The organism is Streptomyces sp. NPDC090022 (genome assembly GCF_044748145.1).
In the GTDB taxonomy this organism is placed as follows: Bacteria; Actinomycetota; Actinomycetes; order Streptomycetales; family Streptomycetaceae; genus Streptomyces.
The window spans coordinates 23,675-48,124 of sequence record NZ_JBIVFN010000029.1 but is presented as its reverse complement, the minus strand read 5'-3'; the positions used below and the strand labels follow the sequence as shown (position 1 = coordinate 48,124).

The following is a 24,450-nucleotide window of genomic DNA, read 5'->3' as shown; positions in this document are numbered from 1 at the left end:
CCGAGCCGCCGGTCACCGGCCACCGGCCACCGGCCACCGGCGGCTCAGACCCAGGGAGCCCCCTGGCCGGGTCAGTTCTTGGCGTAGAAGCCGAAGGTGTCGACGACCAGGTCCGTGGGCTGGTAGCTCATGTTCCAGAAGTCGATGACTTGGTTGGCGCCGGAGCTCGCCTGGACCAGGTTCGGGACGGTCTTGCCCGGGGTCCAGTTGAGGTTGGAGGAGTTGGGCGGGATCGGCCGGGTCTCCCAGCCGCCCTCGTACGCGCTCCACGAGTTCGGGTCCGGGGAGACCGTCAGGAAGCCGGTGCCCGCCGTGTTGGTGACGGTGGCGTTCGTGATGAGGGCGGTGACGTTCGGGTCGCCGCCCCGCACCCGGCCGTAGATGTAGGAGCGGCCCTCGAGCGGGCCCTCCGCCTCCGTGCGGGTGTCGAACCAGCGCTGCGGGCCACCGCGTACGAGCGCGCTCTCGCTCTCGGGGCTGTAGTAGCCCACGACGTCGACGACCACGTGGGCGCCGGCGCCGGCGCCGTTGCGGACGCTGATCCTGCCGTCGGGGCCGATCGGGACGATGACCGAGTTGGCGATGGTCTGCCCCCGCGTGAAGTTCAGGTTCGACGCGGTCGGGGCCGAGCCGCCCGAGGGGTAGACGGTCAGGTGGCCGTCGGAATTCGGCTCGGTGACGGTCACGTTGAGAGCGACGGCCTTCGCCGTCGACGGGACGCCCGCGCGGCCGGTGATCTGGGTGCTGAGGATTCCGTGGCCCGGGACCTGGCCCCGGCCCGCCCCGAGGCCTTCGCGGGTGTCGACGACACGGCTCGGACCGAGCGCGGTGTAGCCGCTGGCCGCGCTCTTGCTGAAGTAGCCGGTGACGTCGGCGATGAGGTCGATCTCCCCGCCGCCGTGGTTGTAGATCTCCACGTGGCCGCTCTCACCGACCGACGCGATCACCATGTTCGGAACGGTCTGCCCCGGAGCGTAGTTGACGTTGGAGGTCTCCGGCCGGTCGGCGCCTTCGGCGTAGACGCGGACGTGCCCGGCCTTGGTCGGGTTGGTGACCGTGACGTTCAGGGCCACGGCGGTCACCCCGGCCGGGATCTGGGCGGCTTCGGCCACCTTGAGGCGGGCGTGACCGAAGGCCGGGACCTTGGCCTGGGGCGCGCCGATGCCCTCGCGGGTGTCGAGGAGCCGGGTGGGAGCGTGCGGGGTGAACTCGTTGCCCGCGGTCCGGATGACCGTCTGGTTGGTGCCGCGGACGCCGCCGCCACTGCCGTCGATCAGGGTCACCTTGATCGTATAGATGCCGGCCTTGGCGTACGTGTGGTTCTCGGTCAGGCTGGTGGGGCCGTTGGCGCCCACCTGCACCTGGGTGCCGTCGCCCCACTCGACGCGCACGCCGAGTGCGGTGCCCGGATCGCTGGTGACGGCCAGCTTCAGCTGGACGCCGTGGGCGCTGGTGGACGTGGCCTCGAGCCCGACCGTCGGCTCGGCGGCAGGCGCGCCCTCGCTCTGCGGAGCGGCCCGCTTGCCGGCCTTGACGGCCGGGTGGACCGTCTTGGAGGCGGGACTGCTGGACGTCTCGGCCTGGTACGCCTTGGCCTTGGCCTCGGTCAGGTCGAGGTCGGGAACGGACACCCCCGGACGGTCCGTTGCCCTGCTCCCGTCCGGCCCGGCCGCGTGGGCCACGCCCGGAACGAGAGTGACACCCGCCGCGACGGCGACGGCGGAAAACATGAGTCGGCGATTGCGCACCGGCCCCCCCATTTTTTATTTTTGAACGCGATCAGAAGTGAAAGCCCCCTCAGGGTACAGAGGTGCCGCGCTTCCCGCGAGGGGGTTGGATCACCGAGTCGGCCGCCGCCGCGGCCCGGCCTCCCTCAGCGTGTCGCGCCGAGCCAGTCCCGGTAGGAGGCGGGAGCCCTGCGCGCGTCGGGTCCGGCGGTCAGGACATCACCCTCCACGACCGCGAACATGCCCGCCTGTTCGTCGGTGACGACCGTACGGGGGTCCTGCCGGGCCGACAGCGTGATGCGGCCGAGCTCGTCCAGGGCGAAGACGTCGGGGCCCGCGACCTCGACGGTGCCGTTCAGCGGTGCGCCGGTGGCGACGTCCGCGAGGGCGGCGACCACGTCGGCCGTGGCGATCGGCTGGATGGGGGTGGAGGGCAGCCGTACGGCCTGGTCGTCGGCGGTCCAGGACAGCACCGCGTCCATGAACTCGAAGAACTGGGTGGCGCGGACGATCGAGTACGGGGTGGGCCCCTGCTCGAGGAGGTCCTCCTGGAGCGTCTTCGCCCGGTAGTAGTCCAGCTGCGGCACCTGGTCCACGCCGACGATCGACAGGATGACCTGGTGGCGGACGCCCGCGCGCTCGCCGGCCGCCAGCAGGTTGCCCGTCGTGGTGCGGAAGAAGTCGGGGGACGCCTCGTCGAAGGTGGGCGAGTTCGTCACGTTGACGACCGTCTCCGCGCCGGCGAGCGCCTGGTCCAGTCCCGCACCGGTGAGCAGGTCGACTCCGCTCGACAGAGACGCGGCGACCGGCTCGTGGCCGGCCGTGCGGGATCGCCCGTGTGATGGCGGCCGCCGAAGCCGCCTGGAAGGCGTCGCTGCGCGGGGTCACCATCGCCGACCTGGTCGGCTCGGTGGAACGGGACAACGGTCCCGAGGCGCTGCCGGCCATCGGCGCATGGCTGGACCCGTCCGCACCGTGAAGGCGGCTCGGGCCACGGCGGGCGCTCGCCTGCCGGGCGGGCCGCCGGATCGTCAGGCCGTGCGCGGCACGGGCAGCGCCGCCACGATCTCCTCATCCTCGTCCTCGTGGTCGCCGGTGGGCGCGAAGCCCAGCGAGGCGTACAGGCGTGCGGCCGGCGTGTTGTCGGGGTGGTAGGAGAGGCGGATCCCGTCGCACTCCGGGAGGGCGGCGAGGCGCTGGACGATGGCCCGCATGGTGGCGTGACCGACGCCCTTCCCCTGCTCGGCAGCGTCGACGATCATGCCGCCGATCCAGTGGGAGCCGTCCTCGTCGCCCCGGGCCCACATGACGTGCCCCACGATCTCGTCGCCCGCACGGACGCCGAGGGAGTTCCAGACCCCGCCGCGCGCGGAGAGCAGGAGGTAGCGGGCCGGGATTCGAGTCCATTGACCCTCCGGACGGGTACGCGGGCGGACCCTGGCTCCGTGGGCGAGGGGACGGATACGTCACCTGGTCGGCCACCGCGTGCGACAAAACGTCACAGAACTGTCATTGCGGGCGTATGGCCGGTCCGTCATAATCCGCCTGTCGGACCCGGATGTCGAGCAGAGGCGGGTGGTCGACCGTGGCGCGGACCATTGCGGCGGGGGCGCTGCTCGCCCTCGGTATGGCGGCCGGTCTCGCCGTCGTGTCGTGGACCGGCAGTGGCGACACGGACGCGGGTGACGGCGAGGGCAGGGTCACGATCGTCTACGAGGACGATGCCATCGCACCGCAGGACCGGCGGGCCGTCGATGCGCTCCGGAAGTCCGGCGTGCTCGAGAAGACGGCCGACTGGGTGAACACGTCGGTCGCCCTCCCCCACGACCTGGTCGTGAAGGTCACCGGGAAGGTCCCACCAGGAGTGACGGACGCGGTCACCCAGCCCGACGGCAGAACGATCTACATCCCGCCCCGGTTCCTGACGCAGGTCCAGGAGGTCGCCGGCGACGTGGCCAAGTCCGTGAAGCGGCCCGCCCTGTTCCCCGCCGACAAGTTCAACGCCGACGACCTGGCCGCGCTGTCGACCCGGTTCATCTTCGGCCACGAGCTCGGCCACGCGCTGCAGCGCCAGCTCCAACTGCCCAACCTCGGACTGGAGGAGGACGCCGCCGACGGTTTCGCGTCGTTCCACACCGTCAACGAGGCCGGCCCCGACCCCTCGCTCGCGGCCGCGATGATCTTCGATGCCATCGCCCGCGCCGAGGGCGAGCTGACGCTCGAAGGGCTCTCGAGCGATCACCCCGTCACCCAGCAGCGGGTGTTCAACTTCCTCTGCTATCTCGACGGCAGCGACCCGAAGAAGTTCGACGGACCTCTGGTCGGGGACGGTTACCTGCCGAAGACCCGCGCTCCGCTGTGCCCGCAGGCCTGGGCGATGCTGGACCACGGCTGGTGGACCCAGCTCCAGCCGCACCTGCGCGAGGGGTTCAAGGCGCAGGGCGACCAGCGTCAGAAGGAGGCGCGGGCCCGGCTGATCGCGGAGACGAAGGCCTTCGAGGAGAAGCTGGACAGGATCCGCACCGGTCGATGAGGCGCAGCCATCCGTACGCCGGGGACGGAACCCTGAGACCGGTCTGCGGCCGGCCCGCGCGCCGCGTCGGCCGACAGGGCGTCAGCAGACGGACCGATAGGGCAGGTCGGGCACGTTCTGCTGCCACTGGGCGCGCGTGAGGTCCCGGCCGACCCGTTCGCACAGTGCGCGTGCCACGGCCTCCGGTGCGAGGTCGAAGACCCGGTGCGGGCGGTACGAGGAGGACACGTGCAGCCGCCCTCGGGCGTCGAAGGCGAGGGCCCTCAGCAGCCCGGCGGACCCGCGCAGCGGATCGCCGAGCCGGCGCCGGGCGGGTACGTCCCACAGCTGGACCTTGCTGTCGCCGACGATCGCGGCCAGGGTCCTGCCGTCGCGGGAGAAGCGCAGCGCCGCCACGCGTCCGCCGAAGTCGTCGCCGCGGGTGGCCGCCGTACTCGACAGGCCTCCCAGGCGGCGGCGCCCCGCGCCGTCCCACAAGGTCACCGTGCCCTGTAGCAGACTCACCGCGAGGACCGAGCCGTCGTCGCTGAACTCCAGGTCCTGGATGACACCCGGGCCGAGGACGCCGCGCTCCACGGTACGGGCGGCGAGGTCCACGCGTTCCCCCGCGGAGGTGAACAGGTGGGAACCGTCAGGGCTGATCTCGAGGTTGGCCGCCCCGGTGTCCGCGATCTCGTACTCCTGACGGCCGGACCCGAGGTTCCACAGCTGCACCGCGCGGGCGACGGGCCGGCCAGGGCCGGAGCTCTTGGTGACGGCGACGGCCAGCCGGGTGCCGTCCGGGGTGAACGTGAACCCGCTGACGCCGAGTACGGGATCGGGCAGCGTGAGTTCGGCCCTCAGCCGGTTCTCGTGGACGTCCCACACCGTCACGCGCGGCTTGCGGTCCTCGTGCCAGGAATCGGTGGCCAGCAGCCGCCCGTCGCGGGAGTAGGCGGACGTGCCGTCGTCGTCCTCGTCGTACGCCTCGGGTACGGCCGCCATGACCGGGTGGTGCGGCAGATCGCGCACCTGGCCGCCGGCCGTGGTCCACAGCCGGAAGCGGTCGGTGGTGTCGCTGTCCGTGGCCCCCACCGTCGCCAGCGTCGCCGCGTCCGGGGCGAACACCGCCTTCTGGACGTTCGCCTCGGCGGCCGCGTCCTGGAGCGCGTACGTCAGGTCCAGGGAACGCACCTGGCGGTCCCTGGACACGTACCGCAGCACCGGCTGTCGGCGTCGAAGGCGAGGGACAGGTTGATGGCCCGGCCGTCGGTGTCCAGCCGGGGAAAGCCGAGCAGGAAGGCCGAGGACGACGTGTCCTTGTCGTCCCGCACCTTGAACTGCGTCTCGGTGACCTCGACGGCCAGGGCACCGTCCGGGCTGAGGGCCTCGACCGATGCCGCGGTGAACTCCCGTACCGCGGTGCGGGAGGGCACGTCCCACAGCGTGGACGTGCGGCCGACCGCGGTGTGGATCAGACGCCTGCCGTCCGCGCTGAGGACCAGCCGCTGGCCCGCCGCGCAGATGGCGGTGGAATAGGGGGCCTCCCGGCGGAGTTCCTCCGTCCGCCCGGTGGCCGTGGAGTACAGCTGCACCCGTCTGCCCGGCGGGCAGTAGGCGTACGTCGCGCCGTCCTGGGACAGGGCGACGGCGCTGCTCGCCGGGGCGCTCAGCACCCGCCGGCTCGTCGTAGGCCTCGTACACCGTCCCCTGGCCGCCCGCCCCGAGCCGGGCGGTGAGCCAGTATCCCGCGATCCGCTCCGGATCCTCGGCGCTGAGCAACTCGGCCATTGCTCCCCCTGTTTCGGCATCCCCCGGTGCGCGCGCGGACGTTACCAGGTGAGGGGGCCATGGGGGAGGGGCCCCCGGCACCGGTCCCGGCTCGAGCCCCGGCCCCGGCCCCGGTCAGCGGGTCAGCGGGTCAGCGGGTCAGCGCGGCGATGAGTTCGTCGCGGCCGTCGGCGCCCGTTTTGCGGAACAGGGCCTTGAGGTGGTCGTCGACCGTGTGCGCGGACAGGTCGAGACGCCGGGCGATCTGACGCGCGGGGGCGCCGGTGCGCAGCTCGGGGAGCGTGTCGCGCTCGCGGGGGGTGATGCCGTACCAGGCGCAGAACGACGGCGTGACGAGGTCTGCGACCGCACCCTGGACGACCAGGGCGACGTCTCCGGACGCGTCCGCGTCGAGCGGCTGGCCCTGGAGCGTCATCCACCGCCCGCACACCACCGGCGGCGCGCACACCAGGGGAAACCAGGCGTCCGTGTCCCGGGCGCGGGATCGCACGGCGAGGGAGAGGGCGACGAGGAACGCGTCGGGCACCCAGGCCGGGAACGCGTGCCCGCTCCCCCCGGTCAACTGGGCCAGCCAGTCCCGGGCCTGGGGGCTGACCGCCTTGATCCGGTGGTCGGGTCCCACCGTGACCACTCCGGCGGAAGGCGCGGGGGCCGTGGGGACGAGCGGGCCGGCGGTGGCGTAGCGGCGCACGGCGGCGACGACCGCCGGTGCGAGGCGGGCTGCCCGCCGGGCGTCGTCCTGGCCGAACGGGCAGGCGGCGGCGCAGCGCAGCAGTCCGAGCGCACCCCAGACGCCGTACCTGTCCCGGAGGAGCAGTCTCAGCTCGGAGCCCGCCCCGTACGCGGTGAGGATCTCCCGCACCCGCGGGTCGAACGGCTGCTCGTCCGGCGGGCCCAGGACGGCGGCCGGGGTGGCGGCCCCGGCGAGGGCGGCCGGCCGGCACGGATCGCCGCCCGTGTAGCGGTGCATGATCAGATCGGTGGCCAGGGACGGCTCGTACTCGTGCCGGAAGCTGAAGCATCCGAGGCCGAGCCCCGTCGCCGGATCGGTGGCCACCAGGCCGAGTCCGTCGTGGGGCAGGAGGGGAGCGAGGACCCGGGAGATCCCGGCCCCCGTCTGGCGGGGACCCGCATGCCGGCCGGCGGCGGCGTACAGATCGTGTGCCGGCCGTCGCGCGTCGAAGAACGTGAGGACCACGAACTCCCATGGTCGCGGTGTGGCCGGGTCACCGTACCTGGACGTTCGGTCCCGGCCCCGGCCGCCCCGTGGGGACGGGATGTCAGAGCGGGCCTCTAGCCTCGGGGCATGTCTGAGAATTCCGAACGAGGGTCCCTGTCCCGGTCCGCCGCCGTGTGGACGGCGGACTGGGTGAGCGGGTCCGCCCTGCCGGACCACCGGCTGGTACGCACCCTGACGGGTCATGACGGCCCGGTGACGGCGGTCGCCACCGCGCGCCTCGACGGACGGTCCGTCGCGGTCTCCGGCGGCCGGGACACCACCGTGCGGATCTGGGACCTGGCCACGGGCGCGCCGCTGCACGGCCCCCTCGCGGGCCGCACCGACCCGGTGTCGTCGGTGACCTCCGACGTGCGGTCCGTGGCCACGGCGGTGGCCGACGGGAAGGTCGTCGCGTTCACGCTGCACGCCGACGGGGCGGTGCTCGTGTGGGACCTGGCGGCCGGCCGCGAGGCCGGTGAGTTCGTCAGGGTGCTGGAGGACACCGTCCTGGAAGGGCACCGTGTCGTCCTCACGGTGGGTGCCGACCGCACCCTGTGCGTCGGCGACCCGCTGAGTGGCAGGCAGGTCTCCGCGTTCCCGTCGGCGGTCGACGTCGCGGCCCTGGACGACGGCCTCCGGGTCGTCGTCACCGTCGACGACACGGACGCGGACCGGACCGTGGGCGTGTGGGACCTGGCGCGCGGCTGCCAACTGGCGCGTTCCCTGCGGGTGGTGCGGGCCGTCGTCCTCGACGGGCGCCTGCTCGCCGTCACCGCCGGTGCGGACGACCTGCCTCCGGGCGTGTGGGACCTGGCCACCGGACGGCCGGTGGGGATCTCCCCGTCCGCCCCGGACCTGGACCGGGCGGTGGAGGCGCCCGGTGTGTCGGTGCTCACCGTGGTGCGGGGCAGGGCGGTCACCTTCGGACTCGAGGACGAGGGCCCGCAGTTCATCGGGGCCCTGACCGGTGTCCGCGGGGACGGTGCGTGGGCACGGTCGCGCGAGACCGTCGAGTCGGCGGGGCGGACACTGGCCCTCGTCAGCGGAGCGGACGGGTCCCTGGCCGTCTGGGACCTGACCAGCGGCGGCCGCCGTCCCGACGGCGCGCGCGTGATCCGGAGCACCGGCCTGCCCGCGGACCTGCCCTCCCGGTCCCCCATGGACTCGCCGTCCCCCGTGAACTCCCTGCCCAGCGTGGACTCCCCGTCCCCCTCGGCTTCCCCTGCCACCGGTCCGGCGGCGCGGACGCCTCTGTGGCGCCGGATATCCGACCGCGTCAACGGCTGGTCGGGCAGCGCGGCCGCGGTCCTCACCGGAGCCGCGGCCGAGGAGCCGGCGATCGTCCTCACCGCCACGAAGGACGGCACGGTGGCGGTACGGGACGCGGCCGGCCGCCCGGCCGGGGCCGGTGCGCTGACCGGTCACACCGACCCCGTCCGGGCCCTCGACGGCACGGTCGCCGCGGTGACGGACGGACTCCCCCTCGCGGTCTCCGCCGGACTCGACGGCGTACGGATATGGGACCTGGCCACCGGGCGGCAGCGCGGCGCACCGCTGACCGGCCACGAGGGCCGGGTCTGGGACGTGGCGACGACCGTGCTGAACGGGCTGCCCGCCGTCGTCACCGCGGGCGCCGACGGCACCGTACGCGTCTGGGACATCGGCGACGCACCACAGCCGCGAGGCCCGGAGCCGGACCCAAAGGCGCAGTCGGAGGTGAGGGCCGGGCACGGCCGGCCCGTCGTGTCGGTCGCGACGGCCGTGCTCGACGGGCGTGTTCTCGCCGTCACCGCCGACGCCGGCCACACCGTGCGCACCTGGGACCTGGCCACCGGACGGCCGGTCACCGCCCCCCTGACCGGCCCCGAGGGCGAGCCCGCCGCCCTCGCGACGGCTGTGGTGGACGGGCGGTCCGTCATCGTCTCCGCCGGTCCGGGCGGTGCGCTGCACGTCCTCGATCCGGCCGGCGGGGAACACCGGCGCGGTCCTCTCCTCACCCACCACGACCGGGTACTGGCCCTGGCCACCGCGATCGTCGACGGCCGCCCCGTCGCCGTCACGGCCGGCAGCGACCGCACCCTGGGCGTCTGGGACCTCGCCACCGGTCAGCGGATCGGCGAGCCCCTCACCGGTCACTCCAGCCGCGTCACCGCCGTCACGACGACCGTCGTGGGGGGACGCCCCGTAGCCGTCACGGGCAGCTGGGACAAGACGGTACGGCTGTGGGACCTCGGCACGGGCCGACAGCTCGGCGAACCGCTGACCGGCCATACGGACTGGGTGACGGCCGTGACCGCCACGACGGCCGTGACCGCCACGGAGCCGGACGGGCCCGCCCGGGCGCTCAGCAGGAGCCGGGACGGGAGCGTACGGCTGTGGGACCTCGTGGCCATGACCCGGATCGGCGAGGCGCGGACCGGCGCCACGGACTCGCACGGCGCCCTCGCCCTCGTCGTCCGGGACGGCCGGCCGGTCGCGGCCGTCGGCCACGGGCAGAGCCTGGGGTTCTGGGACCTCACCACCGGGTGCAGGGCCGGCGAGGACCACCCGCTCCCCCTGCCCGTGCGTGCGCTCACGTCCGCCCCGGGCGGTCGGCTCGTCGTCGCCTTCGGCCCGGACGTCGCGGTGCTGCGCCCGCCGGCTGACGCCTCAGCGCTGTACGGCCGCCAAGAGGTCGGAGCCCAGGGTCGTCAGGTCGGTCAGGTTGAGGGAGTAGCGGACGTAACGGCCGTGCCGACGGGTCGTGAGCAGGCCCGCGCGGCGCAGGACGGCGAGGTGGCGGGAGACCTCCGGGGGTGAGAGTCCCCAGGTGTGGGCCAGTTCCCTGGGGGTGTGCGGGCCGCGGGCGAGGGTACGCAGCAACCGCAGCCGGACCGGGTGTGCGAGTGCCTCCAACCGGAGGGTGACGGTGTCCAGCGACACCGGTTCCGTCGGGCCCGGCTCGGCCACGGGGTACTGCACCACCGGGTGCCAGCCGGGCGTGTGGACGGCGACCAGGTGCGGGCGGCCGAAGACGGTGGGGATGAAGGTGACGCCGCTGCCGTGTGCGGAGGCCGCCGTGTCCTGCAGCTTGTCCACGATGATGCAGTCGCCGTCCGGGGTCAGGGTGACGGCGCGGGAGACCGATGCCAGTGCCGCCTCGAGGCCCTGGTGCCTGAGCAGGTCGTTCTTCAGGCGCAGGTCGGTGGCCAGGTGCACGGAGACGCCCGCCCAGGCGGCGTCGAAGAAGGCCTCGGCGCACTGTTCGAGGGTCTCGCGGATCCGCGCCCGGACGGCGGCCGGGTCCGCGAGCAGCCGTTCCGCGAAGGCCTCCTGCCGCCCGCCGCGGGCCTGGGCCAGGTCGAGGGCCCGCCGCCGCGTGGCCGCGTCGGTGAGCGGGGACCGCGCGGCGAAGTGGCCCGTACCGCCGCCGCACGTGGTGACGAGCGCGGCGGTCGCGTACGTCGCGTCGTCGATCCGGTCCACGTCGTCCAGTTCCTCGGCGAGGGTCGGCCGGGGCCGGGCCGGTATCAGGAAGTCCGCCTGCGAGGAGCGCCAGAGGAACTCCGCCTCCCGCAGCCGCTCCGCCAGCTCCGGCCGCAGCCCGGACCAGATGGCGGCGGCCCGGTCGGCGAACTGCGGGTGGTGCCCGGGTTCGGCCAGCACGTGCAGCATCGCGGTCAGTTCGGCCAGCGGGGAGGCGGCGAACCGCACGCGCCCGGACGGCAGCCCACTGATGTCGATCCTCAACGTCACCCCCTCATGATCGCTGACCGGACGGCCGGGGGCGGTGTCGGTTGACGGACATCGTCAACCGACGTGGCCGAGCGGGCGGCCGCACGCACCGTTTGCGCCATGGCAACCCTCACCGAGATCCAGCCCCGCGCCCTCGTCCGCTCCTGCGGAGGCCCCCGCTACGCCGTCGCCCTGGTCGTGGACGCGCTCGGCACCGGCCTGCTGCGGCCCTTCCTCCTGCTCTACGGGGTCATGGTGCTGGAGCTGTCCCCTCCCGTCACCGGCGTCGCGATGTCCGTCGGCATCGTCGCGGGCCTGTTGTGCACGCCGGCGGTGGGCATCTGGCTGGACCGGGGCGCACGCAGCTCGGTCGTCACGGCGTCGATGCTGGTACGCGTCCTCGGTGTGGCCGTCCTGCTGCTCACCCCGGCGGGCCACGTCTGGCTGTTCGGGACGGCGGCGCTGTTCCTCGGGATCGGCAACCAGGCGTGGCCCGCCGCCCATGCCGCCCTCGTGGCGACGGTCGCCCACGGCCGGGAACGCGACACCGCTCTCGCGGCGGGCCGCGCGCTGCGCAACGCCGGCCTGGGCGTGGGCGCGCTCCTCGCCACCGCGTGCCTGGCCGGCGGCGCCGGCGCGCTCCAGGCTCTGGCCGCCGTCACCGGGCTCGCGTATCTCGTCGCCGCCGCGCTGGCGTGGTCGGTGCGCCTGCGCGCGGCCCTGACCCGGGACGGGGACGGAAACGGGGACGGCGACGGGGACGGCGGGCCCGCACCCCGGATGCGTGCACTGCTGGCCGCCAACGTGGTGTACGTCTTCTGCCTCAACGTCCCCGAAATCGCGCTCCCGCTGGTCCTGGTGACGCAGTTGCACGCCTCCCCGGTCTGGTCGGCGGCCGTCTTCGTCGCCAACACGGTGCTGGTGGTCACCCTGCAGGTCCCGGTCACCCTGCTGATGTCCCGCTTCCCCCGGCGGCGTGTGCTGGCGCTCGCCGGCGTCGTGCTCACCGCCTCCTACGTCGGCTTCCTCGCGGCCACCTCACTGGGCCCGGGCTGGGGTGCCCCGGCCGTCGCCGCCGTGTCCGTGCTGTGCACGATCGGCGAGATCGTCTACGCCGGCAGTGCCACGGCGCTGGTCACCGTCCTGGCGCCGGCCCACGCCCTGGGGCGGACCCTGGCCCGGTTCGAGCTGTCCACGGGTTTCGGCCTCGCCGTCTCACCGGCGGTCATCACGGCCCTCGCACCCCACGGCCCGGCCGCCCTCTGGGGCAGCCTGGCCGCCGCGACGCTCGTCTCCGCCGGTGCCGTGGCCGCCGAGAAGGACCGGGGGCCGGCCGCCGTACCCGTCGGGTCGTCCGCATGACGGCTGCTCCGCCGGCGCCGTCAGGCAGACCGGTCCGTTTCGCGTCCTCACCCTCATGAGTACCGACACCCCTGTCCTTTCCCCCGCCCCCGCCGCTGCCCCTCCCGTACCCGCGCGTGAGGTCTGGCGTGCGCTGTACGCACACTTCCGGCCGCACCGCTGGACCGTTGCCCTCGGCGCCCTCTTCGCGCTGGTCGGCACCGTCGGCGGGCTCGCGCAGCCGCTGGCCGCGAAGGCGCTCGTGGAGCGGCTCGGCGAGGACCGGTCGATCGCCGGGGTCCTGCTCCTGCTGACCGCCCTCGTCGTCTTCGCCACGGCCGTCGAGTCGCTCGGCGCCTACGTTCTGGAGCGGACGGCCGAATCGGTCGTGCTGGCCGCCCGCCGGACGCTGATCGGCCGTCTCCTGCGGCTGCGGCTGCCCGAGTTGGAGAAGACCCAGCCGGGCGACCTGATGTCCCGCGTGACCTCCGACACGACCCTGCTGCGCGCCGTCACCACCCAGTCCGTGGTCTCCGCCGCGACCGGCGGCCTCGCCTTCGTGGCGACCCTGGCGATGATGGCCTGGATGGATCCCGTCCTGTTCGGGGTCACCTTGGGGGTGATCGTGCTGATCGGCAGCGCGTTCGCCCTCGTGATGCCGAGGATATCCCGGGCGACCAAGCGCTCGCAGGAGGCGGTCGGTGAGATCTCCACCGTCCTGGAGCGGGCCTTCGGGGCCTTCCGTACGATCAAGGCGTCCGGCGCCGAGGAGCGGGAGACCGCGGTCGTGACGGCGGCGGCGAAGGAGGCCTGGCGGCACGGGGTCCGCTCGGCCAAGTGGCAGTCGGTGGCCGGGTCCTCGATCGGTCTGGCCGTGCAGGTGTCGTTCCTCGCGGTGCTCGGCATCGGCGGTGCCCGGGTCGCGTCCGGGGCGATACCCGTCTCCTCCCTCATCGCGTTCCTCCTCTTCCTCTTCTATCTGATCGAGCCCGTCTCCAAGCTGGTCGACGCGGCCACGCAGTACCAGGTGGGCTCGGCGGCGATCGGCCGCATCCTGGAGGCCGAGCGTCTGGAGACGGAGGAGCTGGGCGCCCCTGCGGCGGGTGGCGCCGAGAACGGCCCCGCCTCCGTCGTCTTCGAGGACGTCTCCTTCCGCTACCGCGACGACCTCCCCGACGTCCACGCCGGGGTCTCCTTCACCGTGCCGGGCGCCGGGATGACGGCCTTCGTCGGCCCCTCGGGCGCCGGGAAGACGACCGTGTTCGGGCTGATCGAGCGGTTCTACGAGCCGGGCGGCGGCCGGGTCCTCATCGACGGCAAGGACGTGCGGGACTGGTCGCTGCCCGACCTGCGGGCGGCGATCGGGTACGTCGAGCAGGACGCCCCCGTCCTGTCGGGGACGCTGCGCGAGAACCTGGTGTTCGCCGCGCCGGAGGCGACCGAGGAGGAGATCCGGCAGGTGCTCGTACGGGCCAGGCTGGACGCGCTGGTCGAGCGGCTGCCGGAGGGTCTGGAGACGGTCGTCGGGCATCGCGGCTCCAAACTGTCGGGCGGGGAGCGGCAGCGCGTGGCCATCGCCCGCGCGCTGCTGCGCAAGCCCCGGCTGCTGCTCCTGGACGAGGCGACCTCGCAGCTGGACGCGGTGAACGAGCTGGCGCTGCGGGACGTGGTCGCCGAGGCGGCCCGTGAGGTGACGGTCCTGGTCGTGGCGCACCGGCTGTCGACGGTGACGCTGGCGGACCGGATCGTGGTGATGGAGGAGGGCAGGGTGCGGGCGGTGGGCACCCACAAGGACCTGGTGGCGCGCGACGAACTGTACGGCGAGCTCGCGGCGACGCAGTTCCTGTCCCCGTAGGGCGCACCCGACCGGTGCCCCGCGCCCGGGCCCACGCCGCGCCCGGCCCGGGCCCGGGGCACCTACCGCGGCAGGTGGCCCTGGACGTTCTGCATCATCTGCCCGAGGACCTTCAGGGTTGTGACGTAGTCCGCGTCGTCGATTCCGTCGTGGATGGCGTCACGTATCGCCGGTGTGTGCTTGCCGAGGTCGACGCGGGCCGTCTCTCCCGCCTCGGTGATCCACAGGCGGCCCTCGTCGTCCCGGGCGAGCCAGCCGCGCTCCAGCAGCACCTTCGACTCCGACTCCAGGTCGTCCTCGGGCCTGAGGTAGCTCCTCATGGCCTCGCGGAGCGCCGCCACCGTGCGGCCCTGCCCGTCGGGTGACAGGTCCTTGTCCGACAGGTTGCGCAGCAGCCAGAACTGGGGCTGGGTGTAGCCGTGCTCGGCCTGGCGCGCGCGGGTGAAGGCGATCAGGGCCTCGTAGGCCATACCGGTCCAGTACGCGGCGGGCTGAGCGGCGAGCTGCTGGTCGGTCAGGTCCGAGATGGTCATGGCTGCCTCCTGTTGATCGCTGGTGAGGAGACCGTAAGACCTCAACTCGACTTGAGGTCAAGGAGAAGCATCCGGTTGTGCGCCCCGGCCGGGCGCGGCCCGCAGGGGCTGGTCGGCTCAGCGGAACGCGTCGACGTTGCGGGCGGCCCAGGCGGCGAACGGGCGGGGGGCACGGCCGAGGACCCGCTGGACGTCCGGGCTGATGCGCTGTTCGGCCGGGCTCGGGGAACCGAGGATGTCCAAGGTGTCGTCGGCGAGTTCGGCCGGCATGCTCGCGGTCATGGCGGCCTTGGCCTCCTCGCGGGAGAGGTCGTGGAACCGGACGGGCTCGCCCAGCGCGGCGGCGATGGCCTCCGCCTGCCGGCGCGGGGTGATGACCTCCGGGCCGGTCAGCTCGTACACGCCGCCGGTGTGCCGGTCGTCGAGCAGGCAGGCCGCCGCGACCTCGGCGATGTCCGCCGGGTCGATGATCGGCACCCCGACGTCGCCGAAGGGCGCGGCGACGATCCGCTGCGCGCGGATGGAACCGGCCCACCACAGGGCGTTGGACGCGAAGCCGCCCGGCCGCAGGACGGCCCACTCCGTGCCGGACTCCCGCAGTACGTCCTCCACCGCCCGCAGTGCGATCCGCGTCCGGCCGAAGGGCCTGGTCGCCACGCCCTGCGAGGAGAGCAGGACGACCCGGCGGACGCCGCTGTCGGCGGCGTCGGCGATGATCTCCGCCGACCTGGCTCCGGCCGCGTGCATGTCGCCGGACAGCAGCACGAAGAGGGCCTTCGCCCCGGCCAGTACGGGCCGCAGACCGGCCGGGTCGGCCAGGTCCGCCACCACGTGACGCACCCCGTCCGGCATCCTCGCCGCGTGCCGCGACACGGCGGTCACCTGCTGACCCGCCTCGGCCAGCGTCCGTGTCAACGGCCGTCCCACATTCCCGGTAGCCCCGGTCACCACGATCATGTTCACTCCCAGTCCGGTGTTCGTGTGCGGTCTTCACGCTAGGAACCGGGCTAACTTCCGGTAAGTACATACCTGGAGGTAAGCTCCTCACATGGTGGGAGGCTCGCAGTTCACACAGGGTCGGACGGGGAAGGGGTGTGAGGTGTTTCACACCGACTGCCCCGCGCGCAATGTGGTCGACCATGTGACCAGCAGGTGGGGCATCTGGGTGTTGATCTCCTTGCGGAGCAACGACCTTCGGTTCTACGAGCTGCGCGAGAGCATCCACGGCATCAGCGAGAAGATGCTCGCCCAGACCCTCCGCGTCCTGGCCGAGGACGGCCTGGTCTGGCGGAAGGTGGAGCCGACCACACCACCTCAGGTCACCTACGGGCTGACCGAGTTCGGCCGGGACCTGGGCGAGCCGCTGGAGGAGCTCTTCGGCCGGATCACGCGGCGACTGTCGCTGGACGGGCCGGCAGGCAGTCCGGACCACGCCTTGCGGGCGAGCAGTTGAACCTCCTGGAACTGCCGCCGGTCGGTGGGCAGGGGCTCGCGGACCAGCCGGGCCACCTCGGCCAACCCGGACGCGCGCAGCAGGGCGGCGAGGTGATCGGGCCACCACCGATAGGCCGGCGCGACCGCGTGGTCGTAGACCTGTGTCGGGTGTGACGCGTCACCGCTGGCCGAGAAGCCGACCAGAAGGTGGCCACCGGGCGCCAGCACGCGATGGAACTCCGCCAGGACGGCGGGGAGTTCCGGGGGCGGCGTGTGGATGACGGACCACCGGGAGAGTACGCCGCCCAGCGCGTCGTCGGCGATGTCCAACGCGGCCATCGAGCCCACCTCGAAGCGCAGACCGGGATAGGCCTCTCGCGCCAGGGCGATCATCGTGGGAGAGGCATCGACACCGAACGCTGCCAGCCCCAACTCGTCCAGGTGGGCGGTGACATGGCCGGGCCCGCACCCCAGGTCCGCGACCGGGCCTTCCCCACCGGCACGGACGGACTCGGCGAAAGCGCCCAGGATCGCGCGGTCCAGGGGACTGTCGCGCAGCGTGTCGCGGAACAGTTGCGCATACGTGGAAGCGGCAGCGTCATAGGCCTCGCGGGTGGCACGGAGGGCATCGTGTTCGACCATGCCCGCGACAGTACATCGTGCCCCGACGGCGAACGCCGACCTCGACAGCCGGCCATCCGGTCGCGGGTGGTGCCGCTAGGGCCTGCGGGGGTGGGGGCCGGTGTTCAGGACGGCCCAGACGCGGCGGCCGTCGGCGGCGAGGTCGTCGCCGCAGCTGTCCACGGTGGCGAGGGTGCGGAGTCCGTCGAACACGTCGCCTTCCGGGCTGTTCCCGGCCTGGTGGCTGAGCGCGACCACGAGGATCTTGTCCTCCTGGTCGCCGAGGTGCATGCTCACCCGGCGCCCGCCGTCCCGCACGGCGGCGTCGACCAGGAAGCGGACGGCGGTCTCCAGGTCCTGCTCGTCCAGCCCCTGGTGGCCCCAGCCCCGTACCGTCCTCAGGACCTGTTCGGCGGCCTTGTTCGCGGCCCACCGGTCCGCCGGGAAGGTCAGGGCCGCTGTCCGGCGGTTGCGGATCCTCATCCTCGGCCGGGGCAGGCTGAGCCAGGACGAGGGCCTGGTGTCCGGCCGGCGGCTGGGGGCCTCCACCGGCTGCTTCTGCGGCGGGTGCGACGGGGGAAGCTGGGGCCCACTGGCCTCTGGAATGCTCAACTCGTCCTCCCGGAGCGGGCGCCACGTGGAATCGCCCATTCTGGCAGTGCCCTCCGAGGCCGGGGGCCGAAACACTCCCACGGTCATGCCCTCTGGGTAGGCTGACGATCTGTTCGAACGGGACGAGGAGCCGCGGTGATGTCGGAGGAGCCGGGGACTGTGATCCAGCTGCCGAAGGGGTCCTGGTGGGACTGGGACGTCGTCGCCTGGGACGCCGGACGGCTCACGCTGGCCGCCGGCTACGACCTGACGTACCACCACGGCCTGGAACTGGTCTTCGGTGAACCGGAGTTCGTCAGTTGCCCGTCCGCTTTCCAGGATCCGGTCTTCCGGGCGCCGTCGGCGGCCGAGCTTCTGAAGGTCGCTCGTCAGCTCGGCGGGGAGCCTCCCGTCGTGGTCGCCTTCGAGGCCGACGCCGGCGGGCAGGAGCCCGTCTCGTGCCTGATCGCCGCGGAGCGGCTCGACATCGTCCAGGGAACCGTCCTGCGCTACTGGCGTGAGGATGCGGACCCCGATCAGCGCTTCGCTCCCTGGGTGCGGTCCCCCGGGCGGTAGTGGACGGCCTCGGGACGGCCCGCGAGGTGCGGGGCGGGGCGGTCGGCCGGCCCGGCGACGGGTGCCCCGCCGCATACCCTCGTCCTCGTGCCGCCCTCCTCACGACTCCGCCGTGTCGCCGTCCTCGTCCTCGAAGGGGCCAAGCCCCTCGACGTCGGCATCCCCGCGCAGGTGTTCAGCACCCGCGCGAGCATGCCGTACGAGGTGCGGGTGTGCGGTGCCGCGCCCGGGCTCGTGACCGGCGGCGACGGGCTGTCGTACCACGTCACCCACGGGCTGGAGGCGCTCGCCTGGGCCGACATCGTCTTCGTCCCCGGCTACCGCTTCCCCGACCGCGAGGACCCGCCGCCCGCCGTCCTCGACGCGCTGGCCGCCGCCCACCGGCGCGGCGCGCGGCTCGCCGCCATCTCCACCGGGGCGTTCGCGCTCGCCGCCACGGGCCTGCTCGACGGCAAGCGGGCCACCACCCACTGGCACTACGCGCGGGCGTTCATGGCGAGGCATCCGCTCGTGCAGCTCGACGAGAACGTCCTGTTCGTCGACGAGGGCAGTGTGCTGACCTCGGCCGGAGCGGCCTCGGGCATCGACCTGTGCCTGCACATCCTGCGCCGCGACCTCGGCGTGGCCGCCTCCAACCACGCGGCGCGGCGGCTGGTCGCCGCCCCGTACCGCAGCGGCGGCCAGGCGCAGTACGTGCCGCGCAGCGTTCCCGAGCCGCTCGGCGAGCGGTTCGCGGCCACCCGCGAGTGGGCGCTGCACCGGCTCGGCGAGGCCCTCACGCTCGATGCGCTCGCCGCGCACGCCGGGGTCTCGCCGCGTACGTTCTCGCGGCGCTTCGCCGAGGACACCGGCTACACGCCGATGCAGTGGGTGATGCGGGCCCGGATCGACGTGGCGCGCGAGCTGCTGGAGCGTTCGGAGCGCAGCGTCGAGCAGATCGCCGCCGATGTGGGTCTGGGCACGGGGTCGAACCTGCGGCTGCACTTCCACCGCATCCTCGGCACCACCCCGACCGAGTACCGGCGCACCTTCACCCGGGGGGAATGACTCCGGGTGGGGGTGGGGGTGGGTGGGGTGGGTGGGGTGGGGTGGGTGAGGGCTGCCGGGGGCTGGCGAGATCCTTGCGAACCATGGCGATCTCGCCGCTGTCGCCGCCGGGCGGCGCGGGCGAACCTGAGGGCGAACGGAAGGGACATCGCTCATGACTCGCATCGCCATCAACGGTTTCGGCCGCATCGGACGCAACGTGCTCCGTGCGCTCCTCGAACGCGACAGCGACCTCGAGGTCGTCGCCGTCAACGACCTCACCGAGCCCGCCACCCTCGCGCGGCTGCTCGCCTACGACACCACCTCGGGCCGGCTCGGCCGGCCGGTCACCGTCGACGGCAACGCACTCGTCGTCGACGGCCGCCGCATCGCGGTGCTCGCCGAGCGCGAGCCGGAGCAGCTGCCCTGGGCCGAGCTCGGCGTCGACATCGTGCTCGAGGCGACCGGCCGCTTCACGTCGGCCGAGGCCGCCCGCGGTCACATCAAGGCCGGTGCGCGCAAGGTGCTCGTCAGCGCGCCGTCCGACGGGGCCGACGTCACGCTGGCGTACGGCGTCAACACCGACGCCTACGACCCGGGCGCGCACACGGTCGTCTCGAACGCCTCGTGCACGACCAACGCGCTCGCTCCGCTGGCCGCCGTACTCGACGACCTCGCCGGCATCGAGCACGGGTTCATGACGACCGTGCACGCCTACACGCAGGAGCAGAACCTGCAGGACGGCCCGCACCGCGACCCCCGGCGCGCCCGCGCCGCCGGCGTCAACATCGTGCCGACCTCGACGGGCGCGGCCAAGGCGATCGGGCTCGTGCTGCCGAACCTCTCGGGCAAGCTGTCGGGCGACTCGATCCGCGTGCCGGTCCCGGTGGGCTCGATCGTCGAGCTCAACACCACCGTCGCCCGCGACGTGACGCGCGAGGAGATCCTTCAGGCCTACCGCGCCGCGGCCGAGGGACCGCTGGCCGGCGTCCTCGAGTACTCCGACGACCCGCTGGTGTCCTCGGACATCACCGGCAACCCCGCCTCGTCGATCTTCGACTCGGAGCTCACGCGCGTCGACGGCCGCCACGTGAAGGTCGTCGCCTGGTACGACAACGAGTGGGGCTTCTCGAACCGTGTGATCGACACGCTCACGCTCCTCGCCACCGCCGGCTGACCCGAAGGCCTCCTGGGGACCTTCCGCCTCCTGGGGGCCTTCCGGTTCTGTTTGAATCCTTTTTCCCCGACGGTGTCTCTCATACGTGTGCGGACGCGTGTCCGCCGGTATCGGGAGGTTGTTGTCGTGGTGGTAGCGGTTGTCATCGCCGGGGTGGTCCTGGTGTGCGCCTGCGTCGTGACGCTGGCGCGGCGGCGGGGGCGGGCTCGTGGCTGAGGGCAAGTGGCCGGGCGAGCAGCTGATCGCGGCCGCCCGGTGCGGTGACGCGGAGGCGACGGCCGCCGTGCTGGCCGGGTCGCATCCGCACGTGCGGCGGTTCGCCCGGTCCCTGTGCGCCTCGCCGCAGGACGCCGAGGACGCCGCCCAGGAGGCGTTGATCATCCTGTACCGGAAGATCGGCATGCTGCGTGCTTCGGGGGCGCTGGCGTCGTGGATGTTCCGCATCGTGCGCAACGAATGCCTGCGCCGGGCCCGGCTGATGCTCCGCACCGACGGGCCGCCGGCGACGGATGAGGCCGTCCCCTCCTTCGAGGACGACGTACTGCTGCGCCTCGAGGCGGGGCGGGTGGCGCAGGCCGTCGCGGCGCTGCCTCCCGACCAGCGTCAGGTGCTGATCATGCGGGACATCCAGGGCTACAGCGGCCGGATGGTCGCCGACGCGCTCGGTCTGAGCACGGCGGCGATGAAGTCCCGGCTGCACCGGGCCCGTTCGGCCGTACGGCAGGCACTGGAGCCGGCCGACAGCACCCCCGGGAGGCCGTGATGCCCGGTCCGGGGGTGTTCACCAGCAGTACGCTGCCCCGGCACGTGGTGCGCGGGGCCGCGGGTTTCGGCCTTCTGGCCGCGGCGGTGCTGCTCCTTCCGGTCCTGGGGGCGGGCAGCGTGCTGCCGGCGGTCGCGGGGCTCGTCGCGCTGCGCGGCTGCCCGCTGTGCTGGACGCTGGGCCTCGTGCAGATGCTCTCCGCCGGGCGTCTGCGCCGCACGTGCTCGGACGGCGTCTGCACGGTGCGGCGGGCCTCCGGGGGCCCGACATAGGGGTGCGGTGAGGTGGTGCTCAGGCGGGTGGCCGTTGCGGTGCTCCGGCTGCCGGTGACGTCGGGGGCGCGACGGTGTCCGGGCGCGGCCCGGCGTCGCCCTCGGCGGCACCCCGCCCGGTCGCGCGGATGCGTTGCCGTCTGAAGGCCGGAACGCCCAGCAGGGCGAAGCCGAGGGCCGCCGCCGTGAGATGGCCGACGGTGGTGAAGTCCGGCAGCGGCCCGGTCGTCCACTCGGCGCCGCCGAGGGGCCATGCGAGAACGAGGACGGCCCACGGCAGGCGGCCCCGGCGCGGCAGGGCGAGGGTGCCGACCGCCAGCACGCTCTGGGCGCCGTAGCTGACGCCGTAGTCCATGGCGTGCCGCACGTCCGCCGGGTACCAGCCGTGCCGTAGGGCGACGGTGATGACGACGGCGGTGAGCAGGGTGGCCAGGACGTGCCCGCCGAGGAACACGGCGGCGGCGCGCGCCGTGCCCCACCGGTGCTCCGCCCAGGCCAGGAAGCAGCAGACACCGAGACCCAGGGTGATCAAGGTACCCACGAAGCCGGCGGAGGTGACGTCCGTGAGCGTGCCGTCGAAGAACAGCGCGCTGCCGGGCAGCGCGGACCACGGATGGTCTCGCAGGTTGTCCAGGTTGGTGCTGACGTGCCCCAGCACGGCGGCCGCCCGGTCGGCGGACGGTCCGTGGCCGACCCAGGCGTGGCCGGCCAGCAGCAGGCAGACGTAGGCGAGGGTCAGCGGCGCGCGGCGCGGGTACTGCCGTACGGCGCGGGCCAGTCGTTCCAGCGGGCCCCACAGGGACTGAGCGTTCATGCGGTGGCATTCTCCAGGTCGAGGTGGTGCCGGAACCGGCCAGGGTCCGCGCCGCCCGCAAAGCGGCCCGCGGTGACGGCTCTTCGGCTTCCATGGCTTCCATGGGGCGGGAACGGTTCAGGGGGGCGTGATGAGCGACGGCCTGCCCGCGGGGAGCGGCACGACGACGGACGACGTGGACGGCGGCACGGGCGGGCGCACCAGCCGGACCCGGCGGATGGCGGAGCTGGCCGCCGTGGTCTCCGCCGCCACGGCGCTGGCGGCCCTCCTGCTGGGCATCTTCGGACTGACCGGCTCGGGCAGCGCGTCCCGTACGCCGTCGGCGCCGCCCGCCGACACACCCACGGCCGCTCCCACGGCAACCGCCCCGCCCTCGTCCCGGCCGGCCGTCACTCCCCCGGCCGTCACTCCCCCGGCCGCCGGTCCCGCCGGCACGCCGACCGCCGCACCCAGTACGCCGCCCACCGCCTTCCCCACGGTCACGCAGCCGCCTCCGGCGGGCTGGCACCGTACGGAGGTACGCGCGCTGGCCGCCTCGCTCGCGCTGCCCGACGGCTGGCGGATCAAGGGATGGCCGGCCTCACGTCCGCCTCCCACCCGGTCGACCACCACGGGCGTGCCGCCGTCCGGCTCGACATGGACTTCCGGTGGCAGGGCGAGAGCGCCCCCTCCCGCCGGGTCGAGCTCTTCGTCGCGGGCGAGAACGGGCAGGTCTACCAACTCCTGGCCGAGGACAGGCACATGGCCCAGGGCTCCGGCATCACCGAGCTGTTCGAGACGGCCCGCGCCCATCTCCGTATCGACGTGCGCTGACGCACCCGCACCCCCATTCGCACCCGCACGCCGAGCCCGGTGCCGGCTGCGGGCGGCGGTCCTCCCTCGTCAGCGCTTCGGCCAGTACCAGAGCGGCTCGTCCAGCGGCCCTTCGCGGCCCGCGACCTCGGTACGGCCGAACTCCTTGATCAGTTCGACCGTCCGCAGGTCCACCCGGTGCCGGCGGGTGCCCTTCGCCAGGGCTTCGGCCAGGGGCGTCGCGTGGGTGACGACCACCGTCTGGGTGTCCCGGGCGGCCGTCAGGATCAGGTCCGCCAGCGGGGGCAGGAGATCCGGGTGGAGACTGGTCTCCGGTTCGTTGAGGACCATCAGCGCCGGCGGGCGCGGGGTGAGCAGGGCCGCCACCCACAACAGGTAGCGCAGGGTGCCGTCGGAGAGTTCGGCCGCGCCCAGCGGGCGCAGCAGGCCGTCCTGGTGGAGTTCCAGGCCGAAGCGGCCGTCCTGGTCGGTGATGGAGACCCGGGTCCCGGGGAAGGCGGCCTCGACGGCGGCGTCCAGCGCGGCCGCGTCGCCGGTCTCCCGGATCGTCTGGAGCGCGGCCGGCAGGTCGCAGCCGTCCGCGGCCAGCACCGGGGTGCGGGTGCCGACCCGGGGAGTGCGGGCCGGGGCGTCGGCGTCGGTACGCAGGTGGTCGTAGAACCGCCAGGACCGGATGCGTTCGCGCAGGGCGAGCAGATCGGGGGCCAGTTGCGGGTCCGCGAGCTCGCTGAGCATGGAGTCGTAGGGGCGCAGCGCATTCTGCGTACGGTGCCAGCCCCCGTCCGCCGTGCGGGTGCGTACGGCGGGCCCCGACCGGTCGGACAGGATCGCCGCCGGCCGCAGGACGGGGCCCGACCAGGTGCACTCGCGCTTGATCTCGGGGTCGAGCGTGAAGAGGGAGCCCGCGACCGGGACGGGGTGGCCGAAGTCCACGGCGTATCCGAACTCGTCCCCGGAGAAGCCCAGGCGCAGGCTGACCGGTTCGGTGCGGACCGTGCCCTGGAGCGGGGCCCGCCCCTCGCGGACGGCGCGGCCCAGGTTCTCCGGGCCCGCCCACAGGGTGGAGGGCAGGCCGCCCTCCCGGGCCAGGGCGGCGATGGCGCCGCCCCGGGCGGAGTCGGCGAGCAGGCGCAGCGAACGGTAGAGGCTGGACTTCCCCGTGCCGTTGGCCCCGGTGACGACGGTGAGCCGGCCGAGCGGGACGATCAGTCGGCGCAGGGAACGGTAGTTCTCGACGGCAAGTGTGGTGATCACACATCGATCATGCCGGGTCGCCGCGTCCGACGGGCGGACCGTGCCCCGCGACCCCGCCCCCGCGGTGGCCGGGCAACCTGCCGCGTTCGGCGTCATGGCCGGATCGGGCCCCGCTCGCTCCCCACGCCGTGACCGTCGGTCACCCTCGCGCCAGGAGGCCCATGTGTTCAGGTCCCGCCCGTCGGCGGGCGGCGCCGCGGACGGCGCGCGGGGACGGACGGTGACGCCCCGTCGCCCGGAGGGGCCCCTCGCGGTCGCCGCGGACCAGGACGGCTTCGTACCGCCCGCGCCGCCCGCGTGGATGCGGTGGCTGCCGTTCGTGTACGTGGCCTTGGCCCTCCTCCTGGAGGCGACCCTCCAGGAGGAGTGGGCGGTGAGTTTCCTCCGGCTTCCGCGAGGCCGTTCCACCGCTTCGGC

General features: G+C 73.7%; 24 protein-coding genes and 2 pseudogenes. 12 read left to right on the top strand and 14 right to left on the bottom strand.

Translation table 11 applies throughout. From position 1 onward, the window contains the following. Positions 1-71 precede the first annotated feature (71 nt). Both ACIPXB_RS32290 and ACIPXB_RS32285 read right to left on the bottom strand, forming a co-directional pair. The gene (locus ACIPXB_RS32290) at positions 72-1,631 is read right to left on the bottom strand and encodes a PKD domain-containing protein (RefSeq protein WP_401455692.1); all 1,560 of its coding nucleotides are present in this window, start codon (positions 1,629-1,631) and stop codon (positions 72-74) included. Between the two features lie 242 nt (positions 1,632-1,873). After that, positions 1,874-2,521, bottom strand: a complete 648-nt coding sequence (locus ACIPXB_RS32285) for an SDR family oxidoreductase (protein ID WP_401455754.1) — start codon at positions 2,519-2,521, stop codon at positions 1,874-1,876. 47 nt (positions 2,522-2,568) lie between these two features. Here ACIPXB_RS32285 and ACIPXB_RS32280 point away from each other — a divergent pair, with 47 nt between their 5' ends. Further along, positions 2,569-2,706, top strand: a complete 138-nt coding sequence (locus ACIPXB_RS32280; protein WP_401455690.1) for a hypothetical protein — start codon at positions 2,569-2,571, stop codon at positions 2,704-2,706. Between the two features lie 52 nt (positions 2,707-2,758). Here the strand turns inward: ACIPXB_RS32280 and ACIPXB_RS32275 are convergent, their stop codons facing one another. Continuing rightward, positions 2,759-3,190, bottom strand: a complete 432-nt coding sequence (locus ACIPXB_RS32275; protein ID WP_401455753.1) for a GNAT family N-acetyltransferase — start codon at positions 3,188-3,190, stop codon at positions 2,759-2,761. A 122-nt stretch (positions 3,191-3,312) separates the two neighbouring features. On the opposite strand from ACIPXB_RS32275, the gene ACIPXB_RS32270 reads away from it, so the two are divergent. Further along, positions 3,313-4,260, top strand: coding sequence for a DUF4344 domain-containing metallopeptidase (locus tag ACIPXB_RS32270; RefSeq protein ID WP_401455687.1), 948 nt, complete (start codon positions 3,313-3,315; stop codon positions 4,258-4,260). A gap of 81 nt (positions 4,261-4,341) precedes the next feature. On the opposite strand, the gene ACIPXB_RS32265 is transcribed toward ACIPXB_RS32270, so the two are convergent. The 3 genes from ACIPXB_RS32265 to ACIPXB_RS32255 form a co-directional block, all read right to left on the bottom strand. After that, entirely contained in the window at positions 4,342-5,433 is a 1,092-nt protein-coding gene (locus ACIPXB_RS32265; RefSeq protein ID WP_401455685.1) for a WD40 repeat domain-containing protein, read from the bottom strand. Further along, positions 5,415-5,915 carry a hypothetical protein gene (locus ACIPXB_RS32260; RefSeq protein WP_401455684.1) on the bottom strand — a complete coding sequence of 167 codons (501 nt, stop codon included), beginning with the start codon at positions 5,913-5,915 and terminating at the stop codon, positions 5,415-5,417. Before ACIPXB_RS32260 ends, ACIPXB_RS32265 begins: the two co-directional genes overlap by 19 nt. Before the next feature lie 245 nt (positions 5,916-6,160). After that, complete coding sequence (locus ACIPXB_RS32255; RefSeq protein WP_401455681.1) at positions 6,161-7,228, bottom strand: helix-turn-helix transcriptional regulator; 1,068 nt, start codon at positions 7,226-7,228, stop codon at positions 6,161-6,163. Between the two features lie 108 nt (positions 7,229-7,336). Here ACIPXB_RS32255 and ACIPXB_RS32250 point away from each other — a divergent pair. Continuing rightward, positions 7,337-9,619, top strand: a pseudogene (locus ACIPXB_RS32250) (WD40 repeat domain-containing protein); the annotation flags it as partial. A gap of 279 nt (positions 9,620-9,898) precedes the next feature. Here ACIPXB_RS32250 and ACIPXB_RS32245 read toward each other — a convergent pair. Next, complete coding sequence (locus ACIPXB_RS32245; protein WP_401455679.1) at positions 9,899-10,984, bottom strand: DUF5937 family protein; 1,086 nt, start codon at positions 10,982-10,984, stop codon at positions 9,899-9,901. Positions 10,985-11,083: 99 nt separating this feature from the next. On the opposite strand from ACIPXB_RS32245, the gene ACIPXB_RS32240 reads away from it, so the two are divergent. Further along, complete coding sequence (locus ACIPXB_RS32240) at positions 11,084-12,325, top strand: MFS transporter (protein WP_401455677.1); 1,242 nt, start codon at positions 11,084-11,086, stop codon at positions 12,323-12,325. Positions 12,326-12,380: 55 nt separating this feature from the next. Then, entirely contained in the window at positions 12,381-14,159 is a 1,779-nt protein-coding gene (locus ACIPXB_RS32235) for an ABC transporter ATP-binding protein (RefSeq protein ID WP_401455675.1), read from the top strand. Between the two features lie 62 nt (positions 14,160-14,221). Here ACIPXB_RS32235 and ACIPXB_RS32230 read toward each other — a convergent pair whose 3' ends face one another. Further along, positions 14,222-14,692 (bottom strand): MarR family transcriptional regulator, encoded by a 471-nt coding sequence (locus ACIPXB_RS32230; RefSeq protein ID WP_401455674.1) that lies wholly within the window; start codon positions 14,690-14,692, stop codon positions 14,222-14,224. 117 nt (positions 14,693-14,809) lie between these two features. Next, a complete protein-coding gene (locus tag ACIPXB_RS32225) occupies positions 14,810-15,649 on the bottom strand; it encodes an SDR family oxidoreductase (protein ID WP_401455672.1) in 840 nt (279 codons plus the stop codon). 91 nt (positions 15,650-15,740) lie between these two features. On the opposite strand from ACIPXB_RS32225, the gene ACIPXB_RS32220 reads away from it, so the two are divergent. After that, complete coding sequence (locus tag ACIPXB_RS32220) at positions 15,741-16,145, top strand: winged helix-turn-helix transcriptional regulator (protein WP_401455670.1); 405 nt, start codon at positions 15,741-15,743, stop codon at positions 16,143-16,145. Here the strand turns inward: ACIPXB_RS32220 and ACIPXB_RS32215 are convergent. Beyond that, positions 16,124-16,768 (bottom strand): annotated as a pseudogene (locus tag ACIPXB_RS32215) (class I SAM-dependent methyltransferase); the annotation flags it as partial. The gene ACIPXB_RS32220 and the pseudogene ACIPXB_RS32215 overlap by 22 nt on opposite strands. A gap of 75 nt (positions 16,769-16,843) precedes the next feature. Further along, positions 16,844-17,230 (bottom strand): hypothetical protein, encoded by a 387-nt coding sequence (locus tag ACIPXB_RS32210; RefSeq protein ID WP_401455669.1) that lies wholly within the window; start codon positions 17,228-17,230, stop codon positions 16,844-16,846. Positions 17,231-17,518: 288 nt separating this feature from the next. Between ACIPXB_RS32210 and ACIPXB_RS32205 the strand changes: the two genes are divergently transcribed. The 5 genes from ACIPXB_RS32205 to ACIPXB_RS32185 all read left to right on the top strand — a co-directional run bounded on the left by ACIPXB_RS32205 (position 17,519) and on the right by ACIPXB_RS32185 (position 21,152). Then, positions 17,519-17,914: a hypothetical protein gene (locus ACIPXB_RS32205; protein ID WP_401455667.1), complete on the top strand. Its 396-nt coding sequence runs from the start codon at positions 17,519-17,521 to the stop codon at positions 17,912-17,914. An 87-nt stretch (positions 17,915-18,001) separates the two neighbouring features. After that, on the top strand, positions 18,002-18,961 hold the full coding sequence (locus ACIPXB_RS32200; RefSeq protein ID WP_401455664.1) for a GlxA family transcriptional regulator: 960 nt from the start codon (positions 18,002-18,004) through the stop codon (positions 18,959-18,961). A 154-nt stretch (positions 18,962-19,115) separates the two neighbouring features. After that, the gene (gap, locus tag ACIPXB_RS32195; RefSeq protein ID WP_401455662.1) at positions 19,116-20,117 is read left to right on the top strand and encodes a type I glyceraldehyde-3-phosphate dehydrogenase; all 1,002 of its coding nucleotides are present in this window, start codon (positions 19,116-19,118) and stop codon (positions 20,115-20,117) included. A 208-nt stretch (positions 20,118-20,325) separates the two neighbouring features. Beyond that, positions 20,326-20,880, top strand: coding sequence for an RNA polymerase sigma factor (locus ACIPXB_RS32190; protein WP_401455659.1), 555 nt, complete (start codon positions 20,326-20,328; stop codon positions 20,878-20,880). Continuing rightward, positions 20,880-21,152: a hypothetical protein gene (locus ACIPXB_RS32185; RefSeq protein ID WP_401455657.1), complete on the top strand. Its 273-nt coding sequence runs from the start codon at positions 20,880-20,882 to the stop codon at positions 21,150-21,152. The genes ACIPXB_RS32190 and ACIPXB_RS32185 overlap by 1 nt, the downstream gene beginning before the upstream one ends. A 19-nt stretch (positions 21,153-21,171) precedes the next feature. Here the strand turns inward: ACIPXB_RS32185 and ACIPXB_RS32180 are convergent, their stop codons facing one another. Both ACIPXB_RS32180 and ACIPXB_RS32175 read right to left on the bottom strand, forming a co-directional pair. Then, entirely contained in the window at positions 21,172-21,966 is a 795-nt protein-coding gene (locus ACIPXB_RS32180) for a rhomboid-like protein (protein WP_401455656.1), read from the bottom strand. Between the two features lie 117 nt (positions 21,967-22,083). Further along, positions 22,084-22,449: a hypothetical protein gene (locus ACIPXB_RS32175; RefSeq protein ID WP_401455654.1), complete on the bottom strand. Its 366-nt coding sequence runs from the start codon at positions 22,447-22,449 to the stop codon at positions 22,084-22,086. Positions 22,450-22,536: 87 nt separating this feature from the next. On the opposite strand from ACIPXB_RS32175, the gene ACIPXB_RS32170 reads away from it, so the two are divergent. After that, positions 22,537-22,779, top strand: a complete 243-nt coding sequence (locus ACIPXB_RS32170) for a hypothetical protein (RefSeq protein WP_401455652.1) — start codon at positions 22,537-22,539, stop codon at positions 22,777-22,779. A 69-nt stretch (positions 22,780-22,848) separates the two neighbouring features. On the opposite strand, the gene ACIPXB_RS32165 is transcribed toward ACIPXB_RS32170, so the two are convergent. Beyond that, a complete protein-coding gene (locus tag ACIPXB_RS32165) occupies positions 22,849-24,033 on the bottom strand; it encodes an AAA family ATPase (protein ID WP_401455651.1) in 1,185 nt (394 codons plus the stop codon). Positions 24,034-24,450: the final 417 nt, after the last annotated feature.

Excerpts from the sequence above, each read along its gene's own strand:
- ACIPXB_RS32280 (WP_401455690.1), top strand. The coding sequence starts at position 2,569 with ATGGCGGCCGCCGAAGCCGCCTGGAAGGCGTCGCTGCGCGGGGTCACC.
- ACIPXB_RS32240 (WP_401455677.1), top strand. The coding sequence starts at position 11,084 with ATGGCAACCCTCACCGAGATCCAGCCCCGCGCCCTCGTCCGCTCCTGC.
- ACIPXB_RS32235 (WP_401455675.1), top strand. The coding sequence starts at position 12,381 with ATGAGTACCGACACCCCTGTCCTTTCCCCCGCCCCCGCCGCTGCCCCT.
- ACIPXB_RS32230 (WP_401455674.1), bottom strand. The coding sequence starts at position 14,692 with ATGACCATCTCGGACCTGACCGACCAGCAGCTCGCCGCTCAGCCCGCC.
- ACIPXB_RS32225 (WP_401455672.1), bottom strand. The coding sequence starts at position 15,649 with ATGATCGTGGTGACCGGGGCTACCGGGAATGTGGGACGGCCGTTGACA.
- ACIPXB_RS32220 (WP_401455670.1), top strand. The coding sequence starts at position 15,741 with ATGGTGGGAGGCTCGCAGTTCACACAGGGTCGGACGGGGAAGGGGTGT.
- ACIPXB_RS32210 (WP_401455669.1), bottom strand. The coding sequence starts at position 17,230 with ATGAGGATCCGCAACCGCCGGACAGCGGCCCTGACCTTCCCGGCGGAC.
- gap (WP_401455662.1), top strand. The coding sequence starts at position 19,116 with ATGACTCGCATCGCCATCAACGGTTTCGGCCGCATCGGACGCAACGTG.
- ACIPXB_RS32185 (WP_401455657.1), top strand. The coding sequence starts at position 20,880 with ATGCCCGGTCCGGGGGTGTTCACCAGCAGTACGCTGCCCCGGCACGTG.
- ACIPXB_RS32180 (WP_401455656.1), bottom strand. The coding sequence starts at position 21,966 with ATGAACGCTCAGTCCCTGTGGGGCCCGCTGGAACGACTGGCCCGCGCC.
- ACIPXB_RS32170 (WP_401455652.1), top strand. The coding sequence starts at position 22,537 with ATGGCCGGCCTCACGTCCGCCTCCCACCCGGTCGACCACCACGGGCGT.